Annotated in this window: 20 protein-coding genes; 3 read left to right on the forward strand and 17 right to left on the reverse strand. The window is 71.2% G+C overall.

Going from position 1 to position 15,800, the window contains the following annotated elements:
* Positions 1-35 precede the first annotated feature (35 nt).
* Positions 36-311, forward strand: coding sequence for a hypothetical protein (locus tag ABZ671_RS00985; protein ID WP_357849202.1), 276 nt, complete (start codon positions 36-38; stop codon positions 309-311).
* Here the strand turns inward: ABZ671_RS00985 and ABZ671_RS00990 are convergent.
* The 6 genes from ABZ671_RS00990 to iscB all read right to left on the reverse strand — a co-directional run bounded on the left by ABZ671_RS00990 (position 304) and on the right by iscB (position 8,010).
* Positions 304-2,511 (reverse strand): hypothetical protein, encoded by a 2,208-nt coding sequence (locus ABZ671_RS00990; RefSeq protein WP_357849205.1) that lies wholly within the window; start codon positions 2,509-2,511, stop codon positions 304-306. The genes ABZ671_RS00985 and ABZ671_RS00990 overlap by 8 nt on opposite strands.
* A gap of 14 nt (positions 2,512-2,525) precedes the next feature.
* A complete protein-coding gene (locus ABZ671_RS00995; RefSeq protein ID WP_357849208.1) occupies positions 2,526-4,319 on the reverse strand; it encodes a hypothetical protein in 1,794 nt (597 codons plus the stop codon).
* Positions 4,320-4,499: 180 nt separating this feature from the next.
* Entirely contained in the window at positions 4,500-4,757 is a 258-nt protein-coding gene (locus ABZ671_RS01000) for a hypothetical protein (RefSeq protein ID WP_357849211.1), read from the reverse strand.
* Positions 4,754-4,879, reverse strand: coding sequence for a hypothetical protein (locus tag ABZ671_RS01005; protein WP_357849214.1), 126 nt, complete (start codon positions 4,877-4,879; stop codon positions 4,754-4,756). Before ABZ671_RS01005 ends, ABZ671_RS01000 begins: the two co-directional genes overlap by 4 nt.
* Positions 4,880-4,897: 18 nt before the next feature.
* Complete coding sequence (locus ABZ671_RS01010; protein ID WP_357849217.1) at positions 4,898-6,715, reverse strand: hypothetical protein; 1,818 nt, start codon at positions 6,713-6,715, stop codon at positions 4,898-4,900.
* Complete coding sequence (gene iscB / locus ABZ671_RS01015; RefSeq protein WP_357849219.1) at positions 6,712-8,010, reverse strand: RNA-guided endonuclease IscB; 1,299 nt, start codon at positions 8,008-8,010, stop codon at positions 6,712-6,714. Before iscB ends, ABZ671_RS01010 begins: the two co-directional genes overlap by 4 nt.
* A gap of 507 nt (positions 8,011-8,517) precedes the next feature.
* On the opposite strand from iscB, the gene ABZ671_RS01020 reads away from it, so the two are divergent.
* Both ABZ671_RS01020 and ABZ671_RS01025 read left to right on the forward strand, forming a co-directional pair.
* Entirely contained in the window at positions 8,518-8,835 is a 318-nt protein-coding gene (locus ABZ671_RS01020) for a hypothetical protein (protein ID WP_357849222.1), read from the forward strand.
* Positions 8,832-9,608, forward strand: a complete 777-nt coding sequence (locus ABZ671_RS01025; RefSeq protein ID WP_357849225.1) for a Helicase associated domain protein — start codon at positions 8,832-8,834, stop codon at positions 9,606-9,608. The genes ABZ671_RS01020 and ABZ671_RS01025 overlap by 4 nt, the downstream gene beginning before the upstream one ends.
* Before the next feature lie 60 nt (positions 9,609-9,668).
* Here ABZ671_RS01025 and ABZ671_RS01030 read toward each other — a convergent pair whose 3' ends face one another.
* The 11 genes from ABZ671_RS01030 to ABZ671_RS01080 form a co-directional block, all read right to left on the reverse strand.
* On the reverse strand, positions 9,669-10,178 hold the full coding sequence (locus ABZ671_RS01030) for a hypothetical protein (RefSeq protein ID WP_357849228.1): 510 nt from the start codon (positions 10,176-10,178) through the stop codon (positions 9,669-9,671).
* Positions 10,175-10,918 (reverse strand): hypothetical protein, encoded by a 744-nt coding sequence (locus ABZ671_RS01035; RefSeq protein ID WP_357849231.1) that lies wholly within the window; start codon positions 10,916-10,918, stop codon positions 10,175-10,177. Before ABZ671_RS01035 ends, ABZ671_RS01030 begins: the two co-directional genes overlap by 4 nt.
* Positions 10,915-11,187, reverse strand: a complete 273-nt coding sequence (locus ABZ671_RS01040) for a hypothetical protein (protein WP_357849234.1) — start codon at positions 11,185-11,187, stop codon at positions 10,915-10,917. Before ABZ671_RS01040 ends, ABZ671_RS01035 begins: the two co-directional genes overlap by 4 nt.
* 9 nt (positions 11,188-11,196) lie before the next feature.
* Positions 11,197-11,919, reverse strand: coding sequence for a hypothetical protein (locus tag ABZ671_RS01045; protein ID WP_357849237.1), 723 nt, complete (start codon positions 11,917-11,919; stop codon positions 11,197-11,199).
* Positions 11,916-12,608 carry an NUDIX hydrolase gene (locus ABZ671_RS01050; protein WP_357850575.1) on the reverse strand — a complete coding sequence of 231 codons (693 nt, stop codon included), beginning with the start codon at positions 12,606-12,608 and terminating at the stop codon, positions 11,916-11,918. Before ABZ671_RS01050 ends, ABZ671_RS01045 begins: the two co-directional genes overlap by 4 nt.
* Positions 12,609-12,778: 170 nt before the next feature.
* Complete coding sequence (locus tag ABZ671_RS01055) at positions 12,779-13,174, reverse strand: hypothetical protein (protein WP_357849240.1); 396 nt, start codon at positions 13,172-13,174, stop codon at positions 12,779-12,781.
* Positions 13,171-13,782: a hypothetical protein gene (locus tag ABZ671_RS01060; RefSeq protein WP_357849244.1), complete on the reverse strand. Its 612-nt coding sequence runs from the start codon at positions 13,780-13,782 to the stop codon at positions 13,171-13,173. The genes ABZ671_RS01055 and ABZ671_RS01060 overlap by 4 nt, the downstream gene beginning before the upstream one ends.
* Positions 13,779-14,489: a hypothetical protein gene (locus ABZ671_RS01065; protein WP_357849247.1), complete on the reverse strand. Its 711-nt coding sequence runs from the start codon at positions 14,487-14,489 to the stop codon at positions 13,779-13,781. The genes ABZ671_RS01060 and ABZ671_RS01065 overlap by 4 nt, the downstream gene beginning before the upstream one ends.
* 38 nt (positions 14,490-14,527) lie before the next feature.
* The gene (locus ABZ671_RS01070; RefSeq protein ID WP_357849249.1) at positions 14,528-14,929 is read right to left on the reverse strand and encodes a hypothetical protein; all 402 of its coding nucleotides are present in this window, start codon (positions 14,927-14,929) and stop codon (positions 14,528-14,530) included.
* Positions 14,930-14,948: 19 nt separating this feature from the next.
* Entirely contained in the window at positions 14,949-15,497 is a 549-nt protein-coding gene (locus ABZ671_RS01075; RefSeq protein WP_357849253.1) for a hypothetical protein, read from the reverse strand.
* Complete coding sequence (locus ABZ671_RS01080; protein WP_357849256.1) at positions 15,494-15,799, reverse strand: hypothetical protein; 306 nt, start codon at positions 15,797-15,799, stop codon at positions 15,494-15,496. Before ABZ671_RS01080 ends, ABZ671_RS01075 begins: the two co-directional genes overlap by 4 nt.
* Position 15,800: the final 1 nt, after the last annotated feature.

The raw sequence follows: 15,800 nt of genomic DNA on the forward strand, positions 1-15,800 counted from the left end.
TGCGGAAAGTCGCACCTATCTGCCACACTCCACCCATGACGACAGTGACGTGGGACCGCGACCAGGACCGCCAGCGGTGGCTGGAACGGTTGACGGCTGCCGTCACCGAGGCCACCGACAGCGGCGCCACACCCGATGAGGTGGCCGCCGCTGTCGACGCTGGCACGCTGGCGGCGGCCGAACGCGCCCAGATGCGCGCCGGTGTCCCCGTGCCCCGCCGCCCTGCCGCCGAGGCTGACCGGCCGACGTTCGTGCCGGAGCCCGGGTCGGCGCTCGCCGCCCTCATGCGCCGCACCGGCCAGCTCATCTGATCAGCCGGTAGTAGGGGCCGCGCTGCCCCGAGTCGTCCCGTTCCACCTCGCCGCGGTCGCGTAGCGTCGCCAGGATTTGGCCGCTGCGCGACCGTGTCACATCAACGCCCGTTTCCTCGGCGATCCGGCGGCGGATCTCCGCGTCGGTCAGCCACTCGTCGCCTGCCTGCCGCAGCACCATCAGGATCAGCTCCTTGGCGGTGGTCTGCGTGCCGTCAGTGGTGGCCACCGGCACCAGGTCCGTGCCCGGCGTGGCAGGGCGGGGGGTGGGGGTGAACACGTCCAGGGGGCCGACCTCCCGTTGACGCTGCGCCGGCACCACCGGGGCCGGGGCGTGGCCGGCGGCGGCCATAGCCGGCTCCGGCTCCCGACTGCGGTCGAACTTCCGCGTGTCAAGAAGCCACTTCTCCAGATGTGTTCCCGGCGCGGCTACGGTCGGCTGGTCGGGGACATGCTCCCGCTCCACCTCGTCGTCGTCGAAGTCGACCTCTTCCCCGCGCAGCTCGGCGAGCTGGCGGGCGGCCCGATCCCAGCGGCCGGCATAGGCGCGGCCTTCCTCCACGTCCCGCATCACCGGGTGGCGGGCGATGTCGGCGTGGTCGCGGGGGTCCTTACCGCCGAGCACATCCCGCACGGTCACCCGGGCGGCGACCTTCTGCCCGCGCTCGTCCAAGTCGGGGCGCAGGTGCGCGGTGGCGATCGAATGCGCCTCGATCATTTTGGGGGTGACATTGTCGGTCTGGGTGATCACCGGCCCTTCCCCCGCCTCGGGGAAGTTCACGTACATCCTGCCGTTGGGCATGGGCCCCTTGCAGCGGGGTTCCGCGCCGAGAACGTGCCCGTACTCCTCTGGCAGCGCCATGCGCAGGCACACCATCACCGCCATCGCGGTCTTCAATGCGCGGTCGAGTAGGTCCGAGGTGCCTCGCAGGACCGACATGACGACCCGGCCGCCTTCGGCGCGGCCGATCTGCGCCGCTTTCGTGATGCCCATCTTCACCAAAACGCCGATGAGCGTCGCGGCCTGGGCGACCTCTGCGCCCTCATCAGTGATGAGGATGATCGCCGGCAGGTCTTTGTCGACGGGCAGGACGCTGCTGTTGGCGGCCTTCTTCCTCCGCCGTGCTTCCGGGCTGACCTTGCGGTCTTTCATGACGGCCCGGAACACCGCGACCATGACGGCCGCCTCGTATTCGTCGTCGGCGACCCAGTCGACCACCGGCTTGACGGCGAGGCCCTTCGCCCACATCTCCACCCACGGCCAGCCGACGCCGCCGCCGTTGAAGTCGATCACCCAGACCAGGGCGTTGACCCACCGGGCCATCCGCATGATCACGCGGTGAAGGAACGTCGTCTTACCAGCGCCGGTCATCCCACCGACCAGCATCGACTTTTCCCGCAGGTTCGCGGTGACGTAGCCGCCCTGCGGTAGCCGGGACAGCTCGATGTCCTCGTTGATCGACGAGGGAGTGGTGTCCTCGCGCGCCTCCCGGTACTCGGTGAGGCAGTCCCGCAACATCACTTCCAGGACCACGATGCCCTGATGCGATCCCGGCTTCGCCCGCACCGTGCAACCTAGCGGGAGCTTCGCCTTTTCAGCGATGGTTCCGCTGCCGGTGTCGAAGCGGTTGAAGTCCAAGTCATCGGGGATTTCGGCGTAGACCCACTCGCCGTCCTCCGGCACGTCCCACGGCTTGACCCGCAGGACAGTCACCGGTCGTTTGAGTGCGCGGCGCAGCACATCAGCCCACCACGCCTCACGGGATGTGGGGGCAGGCGGGACAGCCGGGGCGGCCTGTTGCTGCGGCAGGCCCCGGACGATCCACTCGGCTGGTGCCAGCCACCGCTCGAACACGGCGACAGCAGCAGCACCGGCCCCGAGGAGGATGACGGCGGTCCACGACCAGCCGGCGGCGGTGATGTACGACGTCCAGACGCCGCCGAGCACCGCGGCTACCGCCCGGTGCACGGCGGCCCTGCCCCGTTCGCCCATCACGCTGGCCAGGGCGGCGAGGACAGCGGAGAGGAGGCCGGCGCCCAGCGGAAGCGTCCACGCCCACCCGATCGCCCCCGACTCGGCACCCTTCCATAGCAGGTATGCCGCGAGGAGCACGATGACCGTCCAGGCGATCACCCACCGGGCACCGCCGTGACGGATCAGCACCCGCTCCGGTACGACCTGCCGCCTCTCAACTGTCATCGTCATCGGGTGCCTCAGCTGTACTGCTCGTTGTAGGCGACGTCGGCGCGCTTTTCCCGGTGCACCCCGCCACGGAGGCCAGCGGCGCGGTCCCGATCGTCCGAGTGTCGGCCGTCAAACATGGGTCCCACTGTGTCCCCCTCCGAGGCCGCCGCCACAAGTTCCGCCACCACCTGCTCGTAGTCGCTGCGCGCCTTCTTGACCCTGGACCTGATGGCATCCACGGCGGCGACTACGGCCTTGTCGGCGGGCAGATCGTTCTCTCCCACGTTGTAGAGGTTGTCCAGAGTTCGTTCGACTGCCGCGAGGTGATCGCCCTTCTGATTCATGCCGGTGACCACCTCTCGGATGACCTCTCCGAGGGGGGACAGGCCAGTTCCCCATGCCTGGAGGCTGATGTCGCTGTAGTCGCTCATGCTGTGGTTCCTTCCTTGTTGGCCCCCGGTCGGGGGCGTGGCCTTGGCTGGTTCGGGGCGTTGCTCGCGCCGGTGGGGTGGGTGGTCTTCTTGCCGGCCGCTGCTCGGCCGGTTGTGGTTGTGGCTGGCGGGCGGGGGTGTGCCTGGGGCTGCGGTCGGGCGGGCGCCTGCGGTGGCGGGTGGGCGTGCGCCCGGGGTGGCTGCCGGGCGTGCGCCCGGGGTGCCCGGCGGGCGGGCGGGGTTCGTCGGGTCGGGCTTGCGGGTGTTGGCGTTCCGGGCCGGTGCGGGTGCGGGTGCGGCGGGGCCGGGCTGGCGGCCCGCGTCGTGGTCGGTGTCGTCGTCGGTGCCGCGGTTGCGGCGGTCGTGGAAGCCGTCCAAAAAGTCGCGGCCGGCGCGGCGCATGAACCCGGGCCGCTTCTCCTGCCCGCCGCCGGTGCCGCCGCTGTTGGCCGCGGTGGTGTTCTGCTGGCTGCCGCGTCCGCTGCCTCCCCGGCTGCCCCGGCGGGTTTTGCGTCGGCTGGTCGATGAGTCACCGCCGCCGCCCGTACCGCCGCCGCCGTCGTTGCTGCCGCCTCCACCGCCTCCGCTGCCGGGGCGGCGCAGGAACGCCGGAACCCGCAGCCGGAACCGGCCGCCGTCCGACCCCCGCCCGCCGCCGCCACCGGCAGGGCTGCCGCCGCTGGTCGTACCGGTGGCGGACCCGCCGCTGCCCTGCCCGCCGCCGGGGCCTCGGCCGCCGCCGAGCCGGTTACGCAGTCCGCTGAGCAGGCCGCGCAGCCCGCCGTGTGGGGCGCGGTGAGCACCGCCACGACCGCCACCGTCGCCGCCGCCGTCGCCGCCACCGGTGCCGCCGGTACCGCCGGCTGGTCCGCCATGGTCGCCGCCACGGGCCCGCCGCCGCAGGCGACCGAGCAACCCGCCACGGCCACCAGCACCGGCACCGGCACCGCCACCGGCACCGCCGTCAGCCCCGCCACCGGTGGTGTTGGTGCCCGCCGGCCCGCCGTCGCGCCGCCGCCGCAGCCAGCCGAACAAGCCGCCAGCCCGGCCGCCGTCCTTACCGCGCCGCCGCTCGGCCCGGCGGCGGATGGACTTCCCGGCCCGCCGCCAGGCGAGCGCGGCCCCGAACAGCAGCCCCAGCAGGGCCAGGTTCAGCCCGACCGCCGTCAGCGGCCCGAAGGTGAGCAGCACCCACAGCTGACCGCCGAGCAGGATCAGGCCGGTGGTGACGAGGACGTGCGTCGTCAACACCTTCGCCATGATTTTCGCGACGAGGGGGTGGACCTGCTTGACGCGCACCTTCGGCTCGGGACCGCCCGGGGTCGGGCCGGTCGTGACGGTGTGCGTACCGGCCGCCTGAACTGTCGTCGGCGCGGCGGCCGGACCGGTCACGGCACCCCCAACCGGCCCCGCAACGGTCACGCTCGGTGACACGTCAAGAGGGGTTGACGTCAAGGGGTCGACAGAAGAGGGAACACCCCCCGTTGAGCGCTGGGTGTCCGCCTCAGCCCCCGCGTCAAGTGGGGTTGACGCCCACCGCGTCAAGAGGCTGCCGATACTCACAGTTACCTCCTAGTGGAACAGGCTGGTGAGCCAGCCGAAAACGGTCCTGAACGCGTCGATGATCCAGTCGGCGGTATGTGCGATGGGCCCGTTCGTCCTGGCGATCAGCACACCGAACAGGATTGCCAGGGCGACACCGAGCAGGGACGGACGGGCACGCCACCACCAGATGACGACGGCAACCAGGCCGATCGCAGCGATGACGCCGGTGCTGATCCCGGGCGCGTGCGCGGACGCCTTCCCGGCGGCGAGCATTACCCCGGTCATCGGGCGAGTTCCCTGGCGATGGTGCCGGTGATGGCCCCGGTGAGGATCGCCGAGACGAGGACGAATTCCCAGCCCACCCCGGCGATGCGCTGCCGGAGCGTGGGCCTACTGGTGACAGACATGGGTGGTGCCTCCTTCGGTCAGTGGTGCAGTGCAGTGCCGTTGGTGCCGGACAGGGCCGGCTGCTTCGGGTCAGAGATCGGGACGGCCGGCAGCGTGCGCGCGGTGTGCTTGGCGCGGTGGGCGAGCCACCGGCGGATCGTGGGCGCGGCCACCCCCGCCTCGGCGGCGGCTTCGTCCTGGGTGCGGCCGGCGTCGACCGCCGCGAACGCGGCGAGCTGATCCGGGTCCCACGGCGGTTCGGTCGGCCGCCGCCGGCTGGTCGGGCTACCGCCACGACTGTCGGTCGTGGTGCCGCCGCGACCGGCCGCCACCCGGCCGCCGCCGCCGCTGATTGCGGCGGGTGCGGCGGCGGTTTTCGCGGCGGTGCGGGCCGCCGCGATGGCGGTGTCCCGCTCGGCGGCGGTCCGGGTGATGGCGGCGGTCAGGTCGGCCCGCTGCTGCTCGGCGGTGGCGGTCGCCTCGGCCAGCCGGCGGCGAACCTCGGCGGCCTCGGCGGCGGCCCGGTCGGCGGCTTCCCGCGCGGCGGTGATCTCGGCGCGGGCCTGGCCTGCCTGCTCGCGGGCAGCGGTCAGGTCGGCGTCAAGCCGGTCGGCCCGCTCCCGCAGCATCGCGGCGGCCTGCTCGGCGGCGGACACCTGCCGGGCGGCGTCGAGGCGGACCTGACCAAGGGTGGCGGTCAGGTCGGCGGCCTGCCGTCCGGCTACGGTGGCCTGCTGCTCGGCGACCTGCCGGGCGGCGCGCTCCCGCTCGGCCTCGTCGGAGGCGGCCTCGAACAGGGCGGCCGTCTCGGCGAGCTGCCGGCCGACTGTGTCCAGCTCGACCCGGGCGGCGTCGAGCTTGGCAGCCGCGTCGGCGCGGACCTGGTCCAGCTGGACGGCGGCCTGCTCCCGCACCCGGGCCAGCTCGGCGGCCGACGTGTCCCGCAGGTCGACAAGGGTGGCGTCGATCTGCCGGACACGCAGCCACGGGTTGACCCGCGCCCACCCGACGGCCGGTACCCCGCCCGCAAGCCGGTCGACCTGGTAGCGGCGTACCCGCTTGGCGCGGCGCACCGTTTCGAGGTGCGCGACGGCGTGACGCACGGACCCCCACCAGGCGACCTGCTCCGGGGTGGCGTCGGCGGGCAGCGGCCGGGGCGGGTGGTTCTCCCACGCCAACCATGCGCACGCGGTGTTCGGGAGGTATGTGATCCAGCGGAGGCCGAACGGCGGCCGAACGCGGGGGGCGCGCTTGGCGGTGGTCGACTGGAACAGGTCCAGCAGTTCGTGGAGGACACCCATGGACACGAGCGCGAGGTAGCCAAGGATGACGGCTGCGGCGATCGAGCCGGCGGTCCCGTCGAGGCCGTGCCAGAAGCCCATAGCCGACGACATGAGGGTGGACGACACCACGATTCGGAATGCGCGGCCGGTAGGGCGGCCGACCAGCGCTGCGGTGAACATGAGCACGGCGAAGACGACGGCGGTGCCGTCGAGGGCGGCGAAGATCAGCCATTCCCGGCCGCCGTGCCAGTGGACGGTGTCTCGGGTGAAGCCGAGGACGTTGATGCCGGACGCGGCGAGGATGCAGCCCCACAGGGCAGCGGCGAGTACGACGGCGGCAATGAAGAGGCCGCCGAGTTTCTGCCCGGTCTTCGGCGGGTTGACCTCGTACGCCTTCATGAGCCGGTGCCGCATGACGGCCAGGACGATGAACAGGCTGATGGCGGTGGTGAGCCACGCCCAGCCGGGGACGGTGTTGAGTGCGCCGGTGATCGCGGGTAGCGGGTTCCATCCGGCGGCGGGTGCGGGTTCACCCGGCACGCCACCCGGCATGAGGTCGTCTACCACGGTCACGATCGCTCCTGCTCTCGGGTGTAGGCCCATCCGTCGGCGCGTTGCAGCAGCCGGACGTGCCGGTGATTGATGCCCTGTACAAGGGCGTGGCTGGTGCGGATGTTGAAGCGTCCGGTGGTTCGTACAGCGACCCGACCAATGTGCCGGCCCTTGTTCTTGCCGGCTGGCACGACGGCGCGTACTAGGTCGCCGGTTTGGAAGCCGCGCACGGTTTTAACTCGGGGTAGCCGCAGCCGAGGGAAGCCGTGTCGGTCGTAGCATGTGCGGGCGTACCGGCCGCGTCCGGTCGCGGTGGCCACCAGCACCCGCCCCGGGCAGGACCGCACAGCGGTGAGATTCCCGACGTGTAGGGCGTCGAGGGTGTGGGTCTTTGGTGCGCCGGTCTGGTGCCGGTTCCACTTGGTGCGCCCACCGGTGGCTACCTCAACCGGCAGGCCGGTGGCGGCCAGCGCTTGCCACAGCGCCCGCCGGGTTGTCGACACGGCCGCGGCGTCTCGCAGCGGCAGTTTCGCTTGGCGTCGGATCCGAGCCAGCACAGCGGGCCGGTCCGCAAGGAAGACGTCGACCGGGGTGGCGCCCTTTGCCTGGTTACACGGGACACAGGCCAGGGTCAGATTCGACACCCGGTCCGAGCCGCCACGGGCACGCGGCACAATGTGGTCGATGTTCAGCGGCACCCCGGCTACGCCGCAGTAGGTGCACTTGCGTCCCCACTTGGCCAGCAAATACTCGCGGACCTCGTACCCGTGCAGGGTGCCGTGCTGGTACTCGACCCCGGCGATGTTCGGGTTCTGCATGACCTGGGGGTCGAACGCAACCCGCTCAACGTGGACCTTGCAAACGGGTGCCCAGCAGCGCAGCCGGTCGACCCAAGCCATGGTGTTGTCGACCCGGTGCCGTAACGACGGCGCTAACCACCCGTCCGACTTGCGGCGGTTCATGAAGCGGGGTGCGCGGTAGCGCAGGTTCCGTGACCGGCGGCCACGGCGGGCCGCAGCGCGGGCGGTGAGCCTGTCACGAATCTGCCCGCCCCGATGGCGGACTTCGATCGCGAACAGGCCGGTCCGAACCGTGTTGTCGGCGCGGAAGACGGCGATGCCGGTGAACTTCGAACCCGGGTCGATGCCGAGCTCAACCCCGTCCACCTGCGAGTCGGCTACCTCACGGTCCCCGAGTCGGATCACGAACGGGGTGTGCCGGTGTACCACCGCACGGCCGGCGGCGAGCAGCTTCCGGGCACGGGCCGGGGTGCAGGGCTGTAGCGGCCGGTGGTGTCGGTCGACAACGAACACCACCGGATGGGTGTGGGCCGCAAGGCCCTCGCCGGTTCCCGCCGAAGCGGGTTCCGGGTGACGCCGGCCTAGGCCGGTCTCCCCTCGCCCATGTTGCGCACCGGCTGCCTTGCGGCGTCCGTGTCCCGTTTCGTGGCTTCTCGGGGCCGTGTCTGCTGACGCGGATTCCAGGGTCCGGGGCTGAGGAAGCACCCCGGAGTGGGTCTTCTGACCTGTGCGCAACGTAGATCCCTCCCTTCAGAGGTTTCTGGGGCTGGTCAACCGCCACGACGAACCGAGCACGCCCGGCCTACGGGGCCGAGAGGTTGACCGGCGTTCCTCCTTCTCGCACTCCACCGTAGCAGGGTTTTGGACAGTCGGGCTAGTCGGTACAAGCGGGCGTGTCGGGATGTTAGGGTTGGTCGGTATACCGTAAGGAGGTGAGTTGCCCTGACGTCCATGACCGCGCCTGCATTCCTCGCCCTACCCCCGGCCGTAAGATCACGACCAACGGAGACGAGGGGGTGGCGTGTGGGCTCGGACGATCGGGTCGATGAGCAGCAACAGGCCGAGATCGAACGCCGCCTGCACCAAGGCGAATGGTTGAAGATCGGCGAGCTGATGGTGCTGTTCGCCAACCCGAACGGGAAGCCGCCAGCCCGGTCGAGCGTCGACCGGTGGCTCACCAGCGGGGCCAGGTTCGGGAAGAAGCGGGTGCAGATCCGCTACATGTACGACCCGTCCGGGGAGCGGATCGCCCACCCCGAGGACATCGCCGTCGTGCTCGCCGAGTCTCGGAAGATCCGCTCAGCGGACTACCCCGAGGGCATCCCCGACACACAGTCATGACCTCAGACTGGGACGTCGGTCTCGCAGCATTGCAGGACTACGCCGCCCGTCGCGGCTGTCGGCTGCCGGTCAGGCACCCGCTCGCTGGCTGGCTGGCCCGGCAGCAGCAGCGGCGGGACCTGGACGACGAGCAGCAGGCAGCGCTCGCGACCGCCGTCGAAACCTGGGAGCGTCTGCCGACCGCGCGGTGGATGAGCGACTACCGCCGGCACACAGCTGTCCTCGGTGACCTCGACGGGCACACCGTCCGCGAGGTGCACGCAGCCCGGCAGTGGATGAACATCCAACGCGAGCGGGTGAGTGAGCTGCCGGCCGGGGCGGTCCAGCTGCTTCCCCCGCCGCCGGCGTCCGAGGAGGATTCGTGGCGGGACCGCGTTGCGCTGGTGTCGCATTCCCTGGCCGGGGGGATCTTGTCGCACGCCGACCGGCGGTGGTTGAAAGAGCAGCACCGTAACCGTGATCGGCTCGCCGGCTGGCAGCAGGACATGCTGCCCCGCCTACCGTCGCCGGCTCGGCAGGCTCACCGCCGCAACACGGTGGGGATTACCAGCCGGAACGCGGCCCGGACACAGGCCGCCGCCGGCCGGACGGCCGAGCAGGCGCGTGCCGCCCTGGCTGCCTCGACCTGCCGTGCCGAGGACGAGCAGGTGCTACGGGTGCGGGTGGAGCATCCGGCGGCGAGTTTGCGGGAGCTGGCCGCCATGCTCGGGATGACTAAGGACGCGTATGGTGCCGCGCTGCGGCGGGCGTTGGCGGGTGCGGATCGGACCTGACCCCCGGGCAGCAGAATGCCGGCCACCCGCTCGGGGTGGCCAGCATCGTCGTCTCTGCGGTCAGCGGTGGAAGAAGTCTCGCCACGTCCAGCGGCGCGGCGGCTCCATGCCGGCGGCGAGGAACCCGGTCGGCTGTGGTGCGGGGGTGTCCAGCCAGGCCGGCAGGTCGGGCACGGCGGTGGTGAACGGCTGCCACTCCCCGAACATGACGTGGCGGGACACGGTCCGCGCCGCCGTGGCACCAGGTTGGTTGCCGTACAGCCGGCCCCGCGTACGAAGGTCGGCTTCCGCCCGGCTCTCGGCCGGCTCGTACTCGAACCGCCCGTCCTCCCACTCGTAGCGGGTGCCGAAAACGTTCCCGGTCTCGCCCCACGGCCCGTACTCCTCGTTCCGGTACACCACGGCGGCGGTGCCCGGGAATGCGCGGTTGATCCGGTCGGCGTCGTAGATCGCGGCGAGCAGGTCCCGGCAGGGCTCGTAGACGCGCTGCCCGTCCGGGGTGGTCACGACGATGCCGAAACCAACCGTCGCCGTGGTGGTGTCCGCCGGGGTGATGGTCATGCCGTTCACGACGGCTCCCCCTGGTAGATGTCCTGCCCGCAGTCGTGGCCGGTCGGCGTCTTGAAGTACGTTTCGAACTCGGCCTGGCTGTTCGTCAACACCGCCTCCGCACCCGCGACCGGCGACCCGCCGAAGTAGGTGCACATCAGCCGTTGGCCGCCGGTAGCCAGACAGCGGGCCTGCCCGCAATGCTCCGCGTGCGCGGCGCCGGCCTTGACGTTGCAGCCGCCGCACTGCGGGGCGTGGTCGGTCACGGTGGGCAGGACGGCCGGGTCGGCGGTCACGCCGAGCGCGGTCAGATCGATACGGGTGTACTCGCCCACCTCGACGCCGTCATCGTTGGCGCGACTCATGCCGATGACCTGTGCGATGAGCCGGCCGTCTTCCCACACCACCGCGAGAGCGCCCCGCCCGCCGCCGCCGACCGGCCACCAGAAACCGGACAGTGCGGCGGCCGGGTGGTCGTCGGGCACGTTCAGCGAGTGCGTCGACCGCCACAGGTCCCGGTTACACACGGCCTCGGCGGAGTGGACGCTGTTGTCGGCGTTCCACTGCCACGGGGACTCTTTCAGCAGGAACCCGACGTAGGTTCCGGTTCGGTCGGCGGCGGCCATCGCCGGGTCGATGCGGCGGGCCTGGTAGACGGTGCGGACCGGACGTTCGGGCAGGTCCACGGACAGGATGACGTACCGGCCGCACAGGCTCCGCCACACACCGGGGGCGCTGTTGGCCCAGATCAGCTCGGTCATACCTCGTCCTCCGCCGGCTCAGACAGCAGTTGGTAGTTGATGACGACCACGGTGCCAGCCGGGTAGTCCATCGCTTCGGCGATGGTGACTCCGAACTGCTGGGCGGCCTCGAACGTGGTCACCCGGGTACGGGTGCCGACCGCGTGGTTACCGAATCCGACGGGTCCGAACCTGCCGCCCTGGGCGTAGGCCACGAAGTACACGTAGGGGAACTCGCCGTCCTGGCCGGGCTCGTTGGTCTGGTTGGTCTGCTCGGGCTGGTCGGTCATGATGCCTCCTCAATCGATGTGGTCGGGTTGGGGTGTTCCTGTCGTCGCGCACCTGCTGCACAGGGCGGCACTGTTGCTGAACACGGCCAGCCGGCCCACCCCCTTACCCGCGCCGCAGCCGGTGCAGCCGCGACCGGCCCGGGGAAAGACCCAGGCGACGACCCTCGGGTTTGTCGGCCCGTGCGGGGTCACCGCGGCTTCTACCCCGTCCGGGCCGACGTGCCGGCAGCCGATCTGCGCGAGCGCGTTCCGCAGATCGGGGACGGTGGTCCAGCCGTTCGCCGACGGACTGCCGCCGGGGGCGGGGTCCCACGCCACCCCGGCCGGCGGGTACCGGTGCCGGCCGGTCTTAGGCCGGGGGGCGGTGGCGAACAGCCGCCAGTGGTAGCCGTCGCGGGATGCCGTCGCGGTGAGATCGGTGCGGCTGCCGCTCTTCTCCACCCGCACCCGGGCCACGGTGAGGGCTTCGCACCAGCGCAGGAACTCGACCGGCGAGTAGGCGAGGACCACGCTGATGGTGGCCGCGTGCAACACGAACGGGCCGAGCGGGTCGGTGATGTCGTAGCCGTCGGCTCCGAAGTCGTACACCTTGCCGCCGCTGGTGCCGGTGACCTCAATGTGCCCGGCCCGGAGCCCGTGGCGGGCCATCAGGACGGTGGTGTGCTGCCAGGCGTCGAGGACGGCGCGGGTTTCCGGGCCGCTGGCGATGTCTAGGTGCTGGTCGTAGCTCATGATGCGTCGCCGAGGGTGTCGCCGAGCATGTCCCGGTGGGCGGCGAACACCCGGCCGCCGAAACTGTCCGCCAGGTAGCGGACCAGCCCGTCGTAGGTGTCGGCGTAGACCCAGGCGGCGCGGCGGGCGTCATCGGCACCAGCCACGGCCGGGAACTGGCCGGTCGGGTATCCGCCGAGGTGGGTGCTGGACAGGACGGTCACCATCCACGCCTCGTCGGAGGCGCGCGGGTCGGGCACATACCGGGCCGGGTAGGTGGACCACGAGCCGCCCACGGTGAGGCCGGTTTCCTCGGCCAGTTCCCGGCGGGCCGCGTCGAACGGGTCCTCGCCCGGGTCGACGTGGCCGCCGGGCAGCGCCCAGCCGTGCCCGTCCGAGCGTTCCACCATGAGCAGCCAGCGGCGCCCGTCGGGGTCGGTGAGGGTGACGAGGGCGTCGGCGCAGGCGGCCTCACCCCAGTGGCCCAGCTCGTTCCGGCCGTACCGGACGCCGGTCGGGGCGTTCGGGTTGACCGGGCGGCCGTCGACCACGCGGAAGGGGATGAGCGCGTGGGCCTGCCGTTGCGTCCAGTCGATGAGGGTGGGGTCGGTTGTCGCGTCAGCCCAGCCCTCGGCGACGCCCCGGCCGAGCACATCCGGGTGGGTGTATTCCCGGGCCGGGCAGTCTTCGGTGACCGCCGAGCCGTAGATGGTGTTGCCGCAGCGCAGGACGGCCCGGCCGCAAGCGGTGCAGGTGTACCGCTCATTGCCGGTGGTGTCCTCGACGACGGTGTGGCCGCGCTGCTCGGCGAGGCGGACGGGTTCCCGCTGCCAGGCCAGATCGGCGGCGTACTGGTCGTCGAGGTGGGCGGCGAAGTCACTCACCGGTCGACCCCCTCCTCGCCGAGCAGTGCGGCCAGGATGTCGTCGGCCTGCTGGTACGCCGGCTGCTTGTCGACGTGCTCGGGCCGGTTGTCCCACGCGTCGGCGCGGCCGGCCCGCTGCGCCAGCTCGGTGCCGGCGAGGTGCAGGTGCCGGGCGAGCCGGTCCCGGGCGGTCCGCATGTCCAGCAGCCGGAACGGCTCCACCTCCGGCGCGTCATACACGTCGACCTGTGCGCCCCGGCGGATCAGGAACACCGCCGCGTCGGACTCGGCGAGCTGGGACCGCAGGTAGTCGATGACCGACTCATCGCCCGTGAGCCCGGTCGACCAGCCCGCACTGCTCTCCCCCTCGTAGAAGCCCTGAACGTCCCACCGTTGTCCTTCATTCGTCATGACGACGGCTCCTCATCCGCGATGCTCGACAGTTCGAGGTGGTAGATGGTGGTACTGCCGGTCGGCACGGCGGTGGTGGCGTCGACCTGCCGTAGTTCCCCGTCCTCGGCGAACAGGACGCCCGGGGTGAGGGCGGAGACAGGCACAGGTGCCCCGGCGACGGTGACCATGTGGCCGCCGTCGTAGATGGCGCAGCCGTCCCCTTCGGTGTGCTCACTACTGGTACGGCGGCGGTTCTCTGCCTGGTCGGCGCAGTTTCCGCAGCGGCCCTGCTCCGAGCCGTCGGCGGTCTGGTCGTACACCTCCCGGCAGCCCCGGCACACCGCCGGTTCCTGGAAGCCGTCCAGCCGGAGGTGAAGGTCTGTGCACGGCCCGGCGATCAGGGTCATGCGTGGACGCCGCTGCGACATGACGTCGGCCTGGTGGAGGGTGACCTCGTCGCCGAGGTCGACGTCCAGGGCGGTGCCGCCGATGTCGCGGATGGTGTTGATCGCGCTGGTGAGGTCTGCGTCCGGGGCGATGTGGAAGGTGACGATCATCGGGACGTCGATGGTGAACGCCAGGTCGTCATCGACCAGGGCGAGCGTGTGAGTGGTGGGGTCGGTCATCGGTCGGCCTTCTCACGGTCGCCGTAGGCGATGGCGAGCACCTGATCTACGGCGTCCAGGTATCGATTCCGGTCCGCCGCCCACTCTTGTCCTCGGCCGCCGTCGGTGAGCACCCATGCGGAATCGGCCAGCTTGTCCCACGCTGCCGGGTCGCGGCCGTCACGGACCCACAGTGCCTTGGCGGCATCTTCGCGGATCTGCTGCTGGTCCGGGCCGTAGTCGAAGGCGATCACGTTTTCGGTGCACACGCCGTCTCGGTTCCATGCCCGGATGACGAGCTGGTCGTCGCGGGCCGGACCGTCGCCGGGCAGACCACCGGTGATGGTCACCGCGGTCATGTCCCGGCGCCGCTCATCCCAGCGGTCGGCGATGCTCTTGCCGGCGTGGAACCTCCTCCGCTCGTCGCGTTCGGTGTCGTTCTCCCCCGCGTGGGCGGCGAACCCGAACCCGGTCAGGAGCATGTTGCCCGGCTTGAGCCGCACCACGAGTCCCTTCCCGCGGTCGCTGGACCACGGGTCGATCCGGTGGACGGTGAGACCTGCCGCCACCTTCGGTGGGCTGTCGACGTACGTGAGCCGGTCGGTGAGGGTGATGCGCCGGCCGTGGGAGAGCAGGTTACGCACGCGTTCGGCAATCGGGTCGATGGTGTCGAGGGCGACCATGGCGTGCAGGTGCCGCTCGCGGAGGATCCGATCGGTCGGGCTCATGTCACAGCTCCTTCGAGTTGAAGCGGTAGGGGTTGCCCTCATTGCCAGTCAGCAGGGCGCGGGCGGCAGCCTGCACGCGTGTCTTCCGCGAGCTGTTGGCCGGGCAGTGCGGTGGCCAGCCGGACGGGCGTGGCGTCGTGTGCCTGCTCCATTGCCGTGTCGAGGCCTGCGGCGGCGGCGATCGAGTGGCAGGCAACCGCGACGTATTCGGCGACGAACTGCCGGAGCTGCGGGTCGGGGATGAGTGCCCACGGGCCGTTTTCCAGGATGCCGGCGATGGTTTCTGCCGCGTCGGCGAGCTGCTTCTCCGCGAGGGCGAGCCGGGCGTCTTCCGTCTTGTCCTGGTGGGCGAGGGCGGCGCGGACGGCGTACAGCATCCCCATCGTGTCGGCGGAGCCTCGTTCCCACGCGTCGAGGGCGGCCTGCTCGGCACCGTTCAACGGTTTACGGCACATCGGGTCAGCCCTTCAACGGTTGGCCGTCGCGGATCTTCCGCCACGGGCTGGTCAGCTGGTAGTCGTCCTCGTAGCGGACGGTGGTGCGGTGCATGACTGCGGTGCCGGTGACGCCGTACGCCTCGCGGGTCGGCTCGTTCATCGAAGCGACGTGGGTGGCGATGCTGTCGGCGATGATGGCCGCGTGTTCGGCGTCGCCCGCCGACTGATACCGGGTCGTGCCGTTCCTGATGACGGCGGCCGACCATTCTTCGGTGACCTCGGTCGGTTTGTCGGTGCGGCCGGTGCGGAGCCGGGCGGCGTACTCGGCTTCTCGCTGGACGGCGTTGCGGACGTCGGCGTCGTACTGATCGATCAGGCCTGCGAGGTCGTCGGTGTCCTCGACTGGGCAGCCGGCCCGGCGCAGGGCGTCGCGGGCCTTGCCGATGATGCCGGCCGCGCTCTCGACCAGGTTGGCGAGCTGCCGTACGTCTCCGGTCCTGAACTGGTCGGGGTTGGCGCGGAACCGGGTGACCAGTTCCCAGGTGGCGTGGGTGTCGACGGTGACGGTCACTTCCCGCCCTCCAACGCCTCGGCCTCGGCGAGTAGCCGGGCAGCCTCGGCGCGCTTCTCGGCGGCCTCCGCCTGGCGGGCGTCCATCTCCTGCTTGTACGCCTCAACGTCGGCCAGGGTCGGGGCGACACCAGCCCGGAAGCTCTGCCCGCGCATGAACGCGTTGCTGTAGACCTGCTTCGCCCCGAGCAGTTTGAATGCCCGTGCCTCGGCGATGTGGCTGTCGCCGACGCTGTCGCTGTCGAGCTGGCCGTCGATGTAGAGCGCGGCCCAGTCGTCGGCGTAGTGGATTTCCAGTTTCATG

It is taken from the genome of Micromonospora sp. NPDC006766, from assembly GCF_040636055.1.
Taxonomy (GTDB): domain Bacteria; phylum Actinomycetota; class Actinomycetes; order Mycobacteriales; family Micromonosporaceae; genus Micromonospora.

What these genes read in the sequence shown, in the direction of transcription:
- ABZ671_RS00985 (WP_357849202.1), top strand. Translation starts at nt 36, where the DNA reads ATGACGACAGTGACGTGGGACCGCGACCAGGACCGCCAGCGGTGGCTG.
- ABZ671_RS00990 (WP_357849205.1), bottom strand. Translation starts at nt 2,511, where the DNA reads ATGACAGTTGAGAGGCGGCAGGTCGTACCGGAGCGGGTGCTGATCCGT.
- ABZ671_RS01000 (WP_357849211.1), bottom strand. Translation starts at nt 4,757, where the DNA reads ATGACCGGGGTAATGCTCGCCGCCGGGAAGGCGTCCGCGCACGCGCCC.
- ABZ671_RS01005 (WP_357849214.1), bottom strand. Translation starts at nt 4,879, where the DNA reads ATGTCTGTCACCAGTAGGCCCACGCTCCGGCAGCGCATCGCCGGGGTG.
- ABZ671_RS01025 (WP_357849225.1), top strand. Translation starts at nt 8,832, where the DNA reads ATGACCTCAGACTGGGACGTCGGTCTCGCAGCATTGCAGGACTACGCC.
- ABZ671_RS01035 (WP_357849231.1), bottom strand. Translation starts at nt 10,918, where the DNA reads ATGACCGAGCTGATCTGGGCCAACAGCGCCCCCGGTGTGTGGCGGAGC.
- ABZ671_RS01040 (WP_357849234.1), bottom strand. Translation starts at nt 11,187, where the DNA reads ATGACCGACCAGCCCGAGCAGACCAACCAGACCAACGAGCCCGGCCAG.
- ABZ671_RS01045 (WP_357849237.1), bottom strand. Translation starts at nt 11,919, where the DNA reads ATGAGCTACGACCAGCACCTAGACATCGCCAGCGGCCCGGAAACCCGC.
- ABZ671_RS01055 (WP_357849240.1), bottom strand. Translation starts at nt 13,174, where the DNA reads ATGACGAATGAAGGACAACGGTGGGACGTTCAGGGCTTCTACGAGGGG.
- ABZ671_RS01060 (WP_357849244.1), bottom strand. Translation starts at nt 13,782, where the DNA reads ATGACCGACCCCACCACTCACACGCTCGCCCTGGTCGATGACGACCTG.
- ABZ671_RS01065 (WP_357849247.1), bottom strand. Translation starts at nt 14,489, where the DNA reads ATGAGCCCGACCGATCGGATCCTCCGCGAGCGGCACCTGCACGCCATG.
- ABZ671_RS01080 (WP_357849256.1), bottom strand. Translation starts at nt 15,799, where the DNA reads ATGAAACTGGAAATCCACTACGCCGACGACTGGGCCGCGCTCTACATC.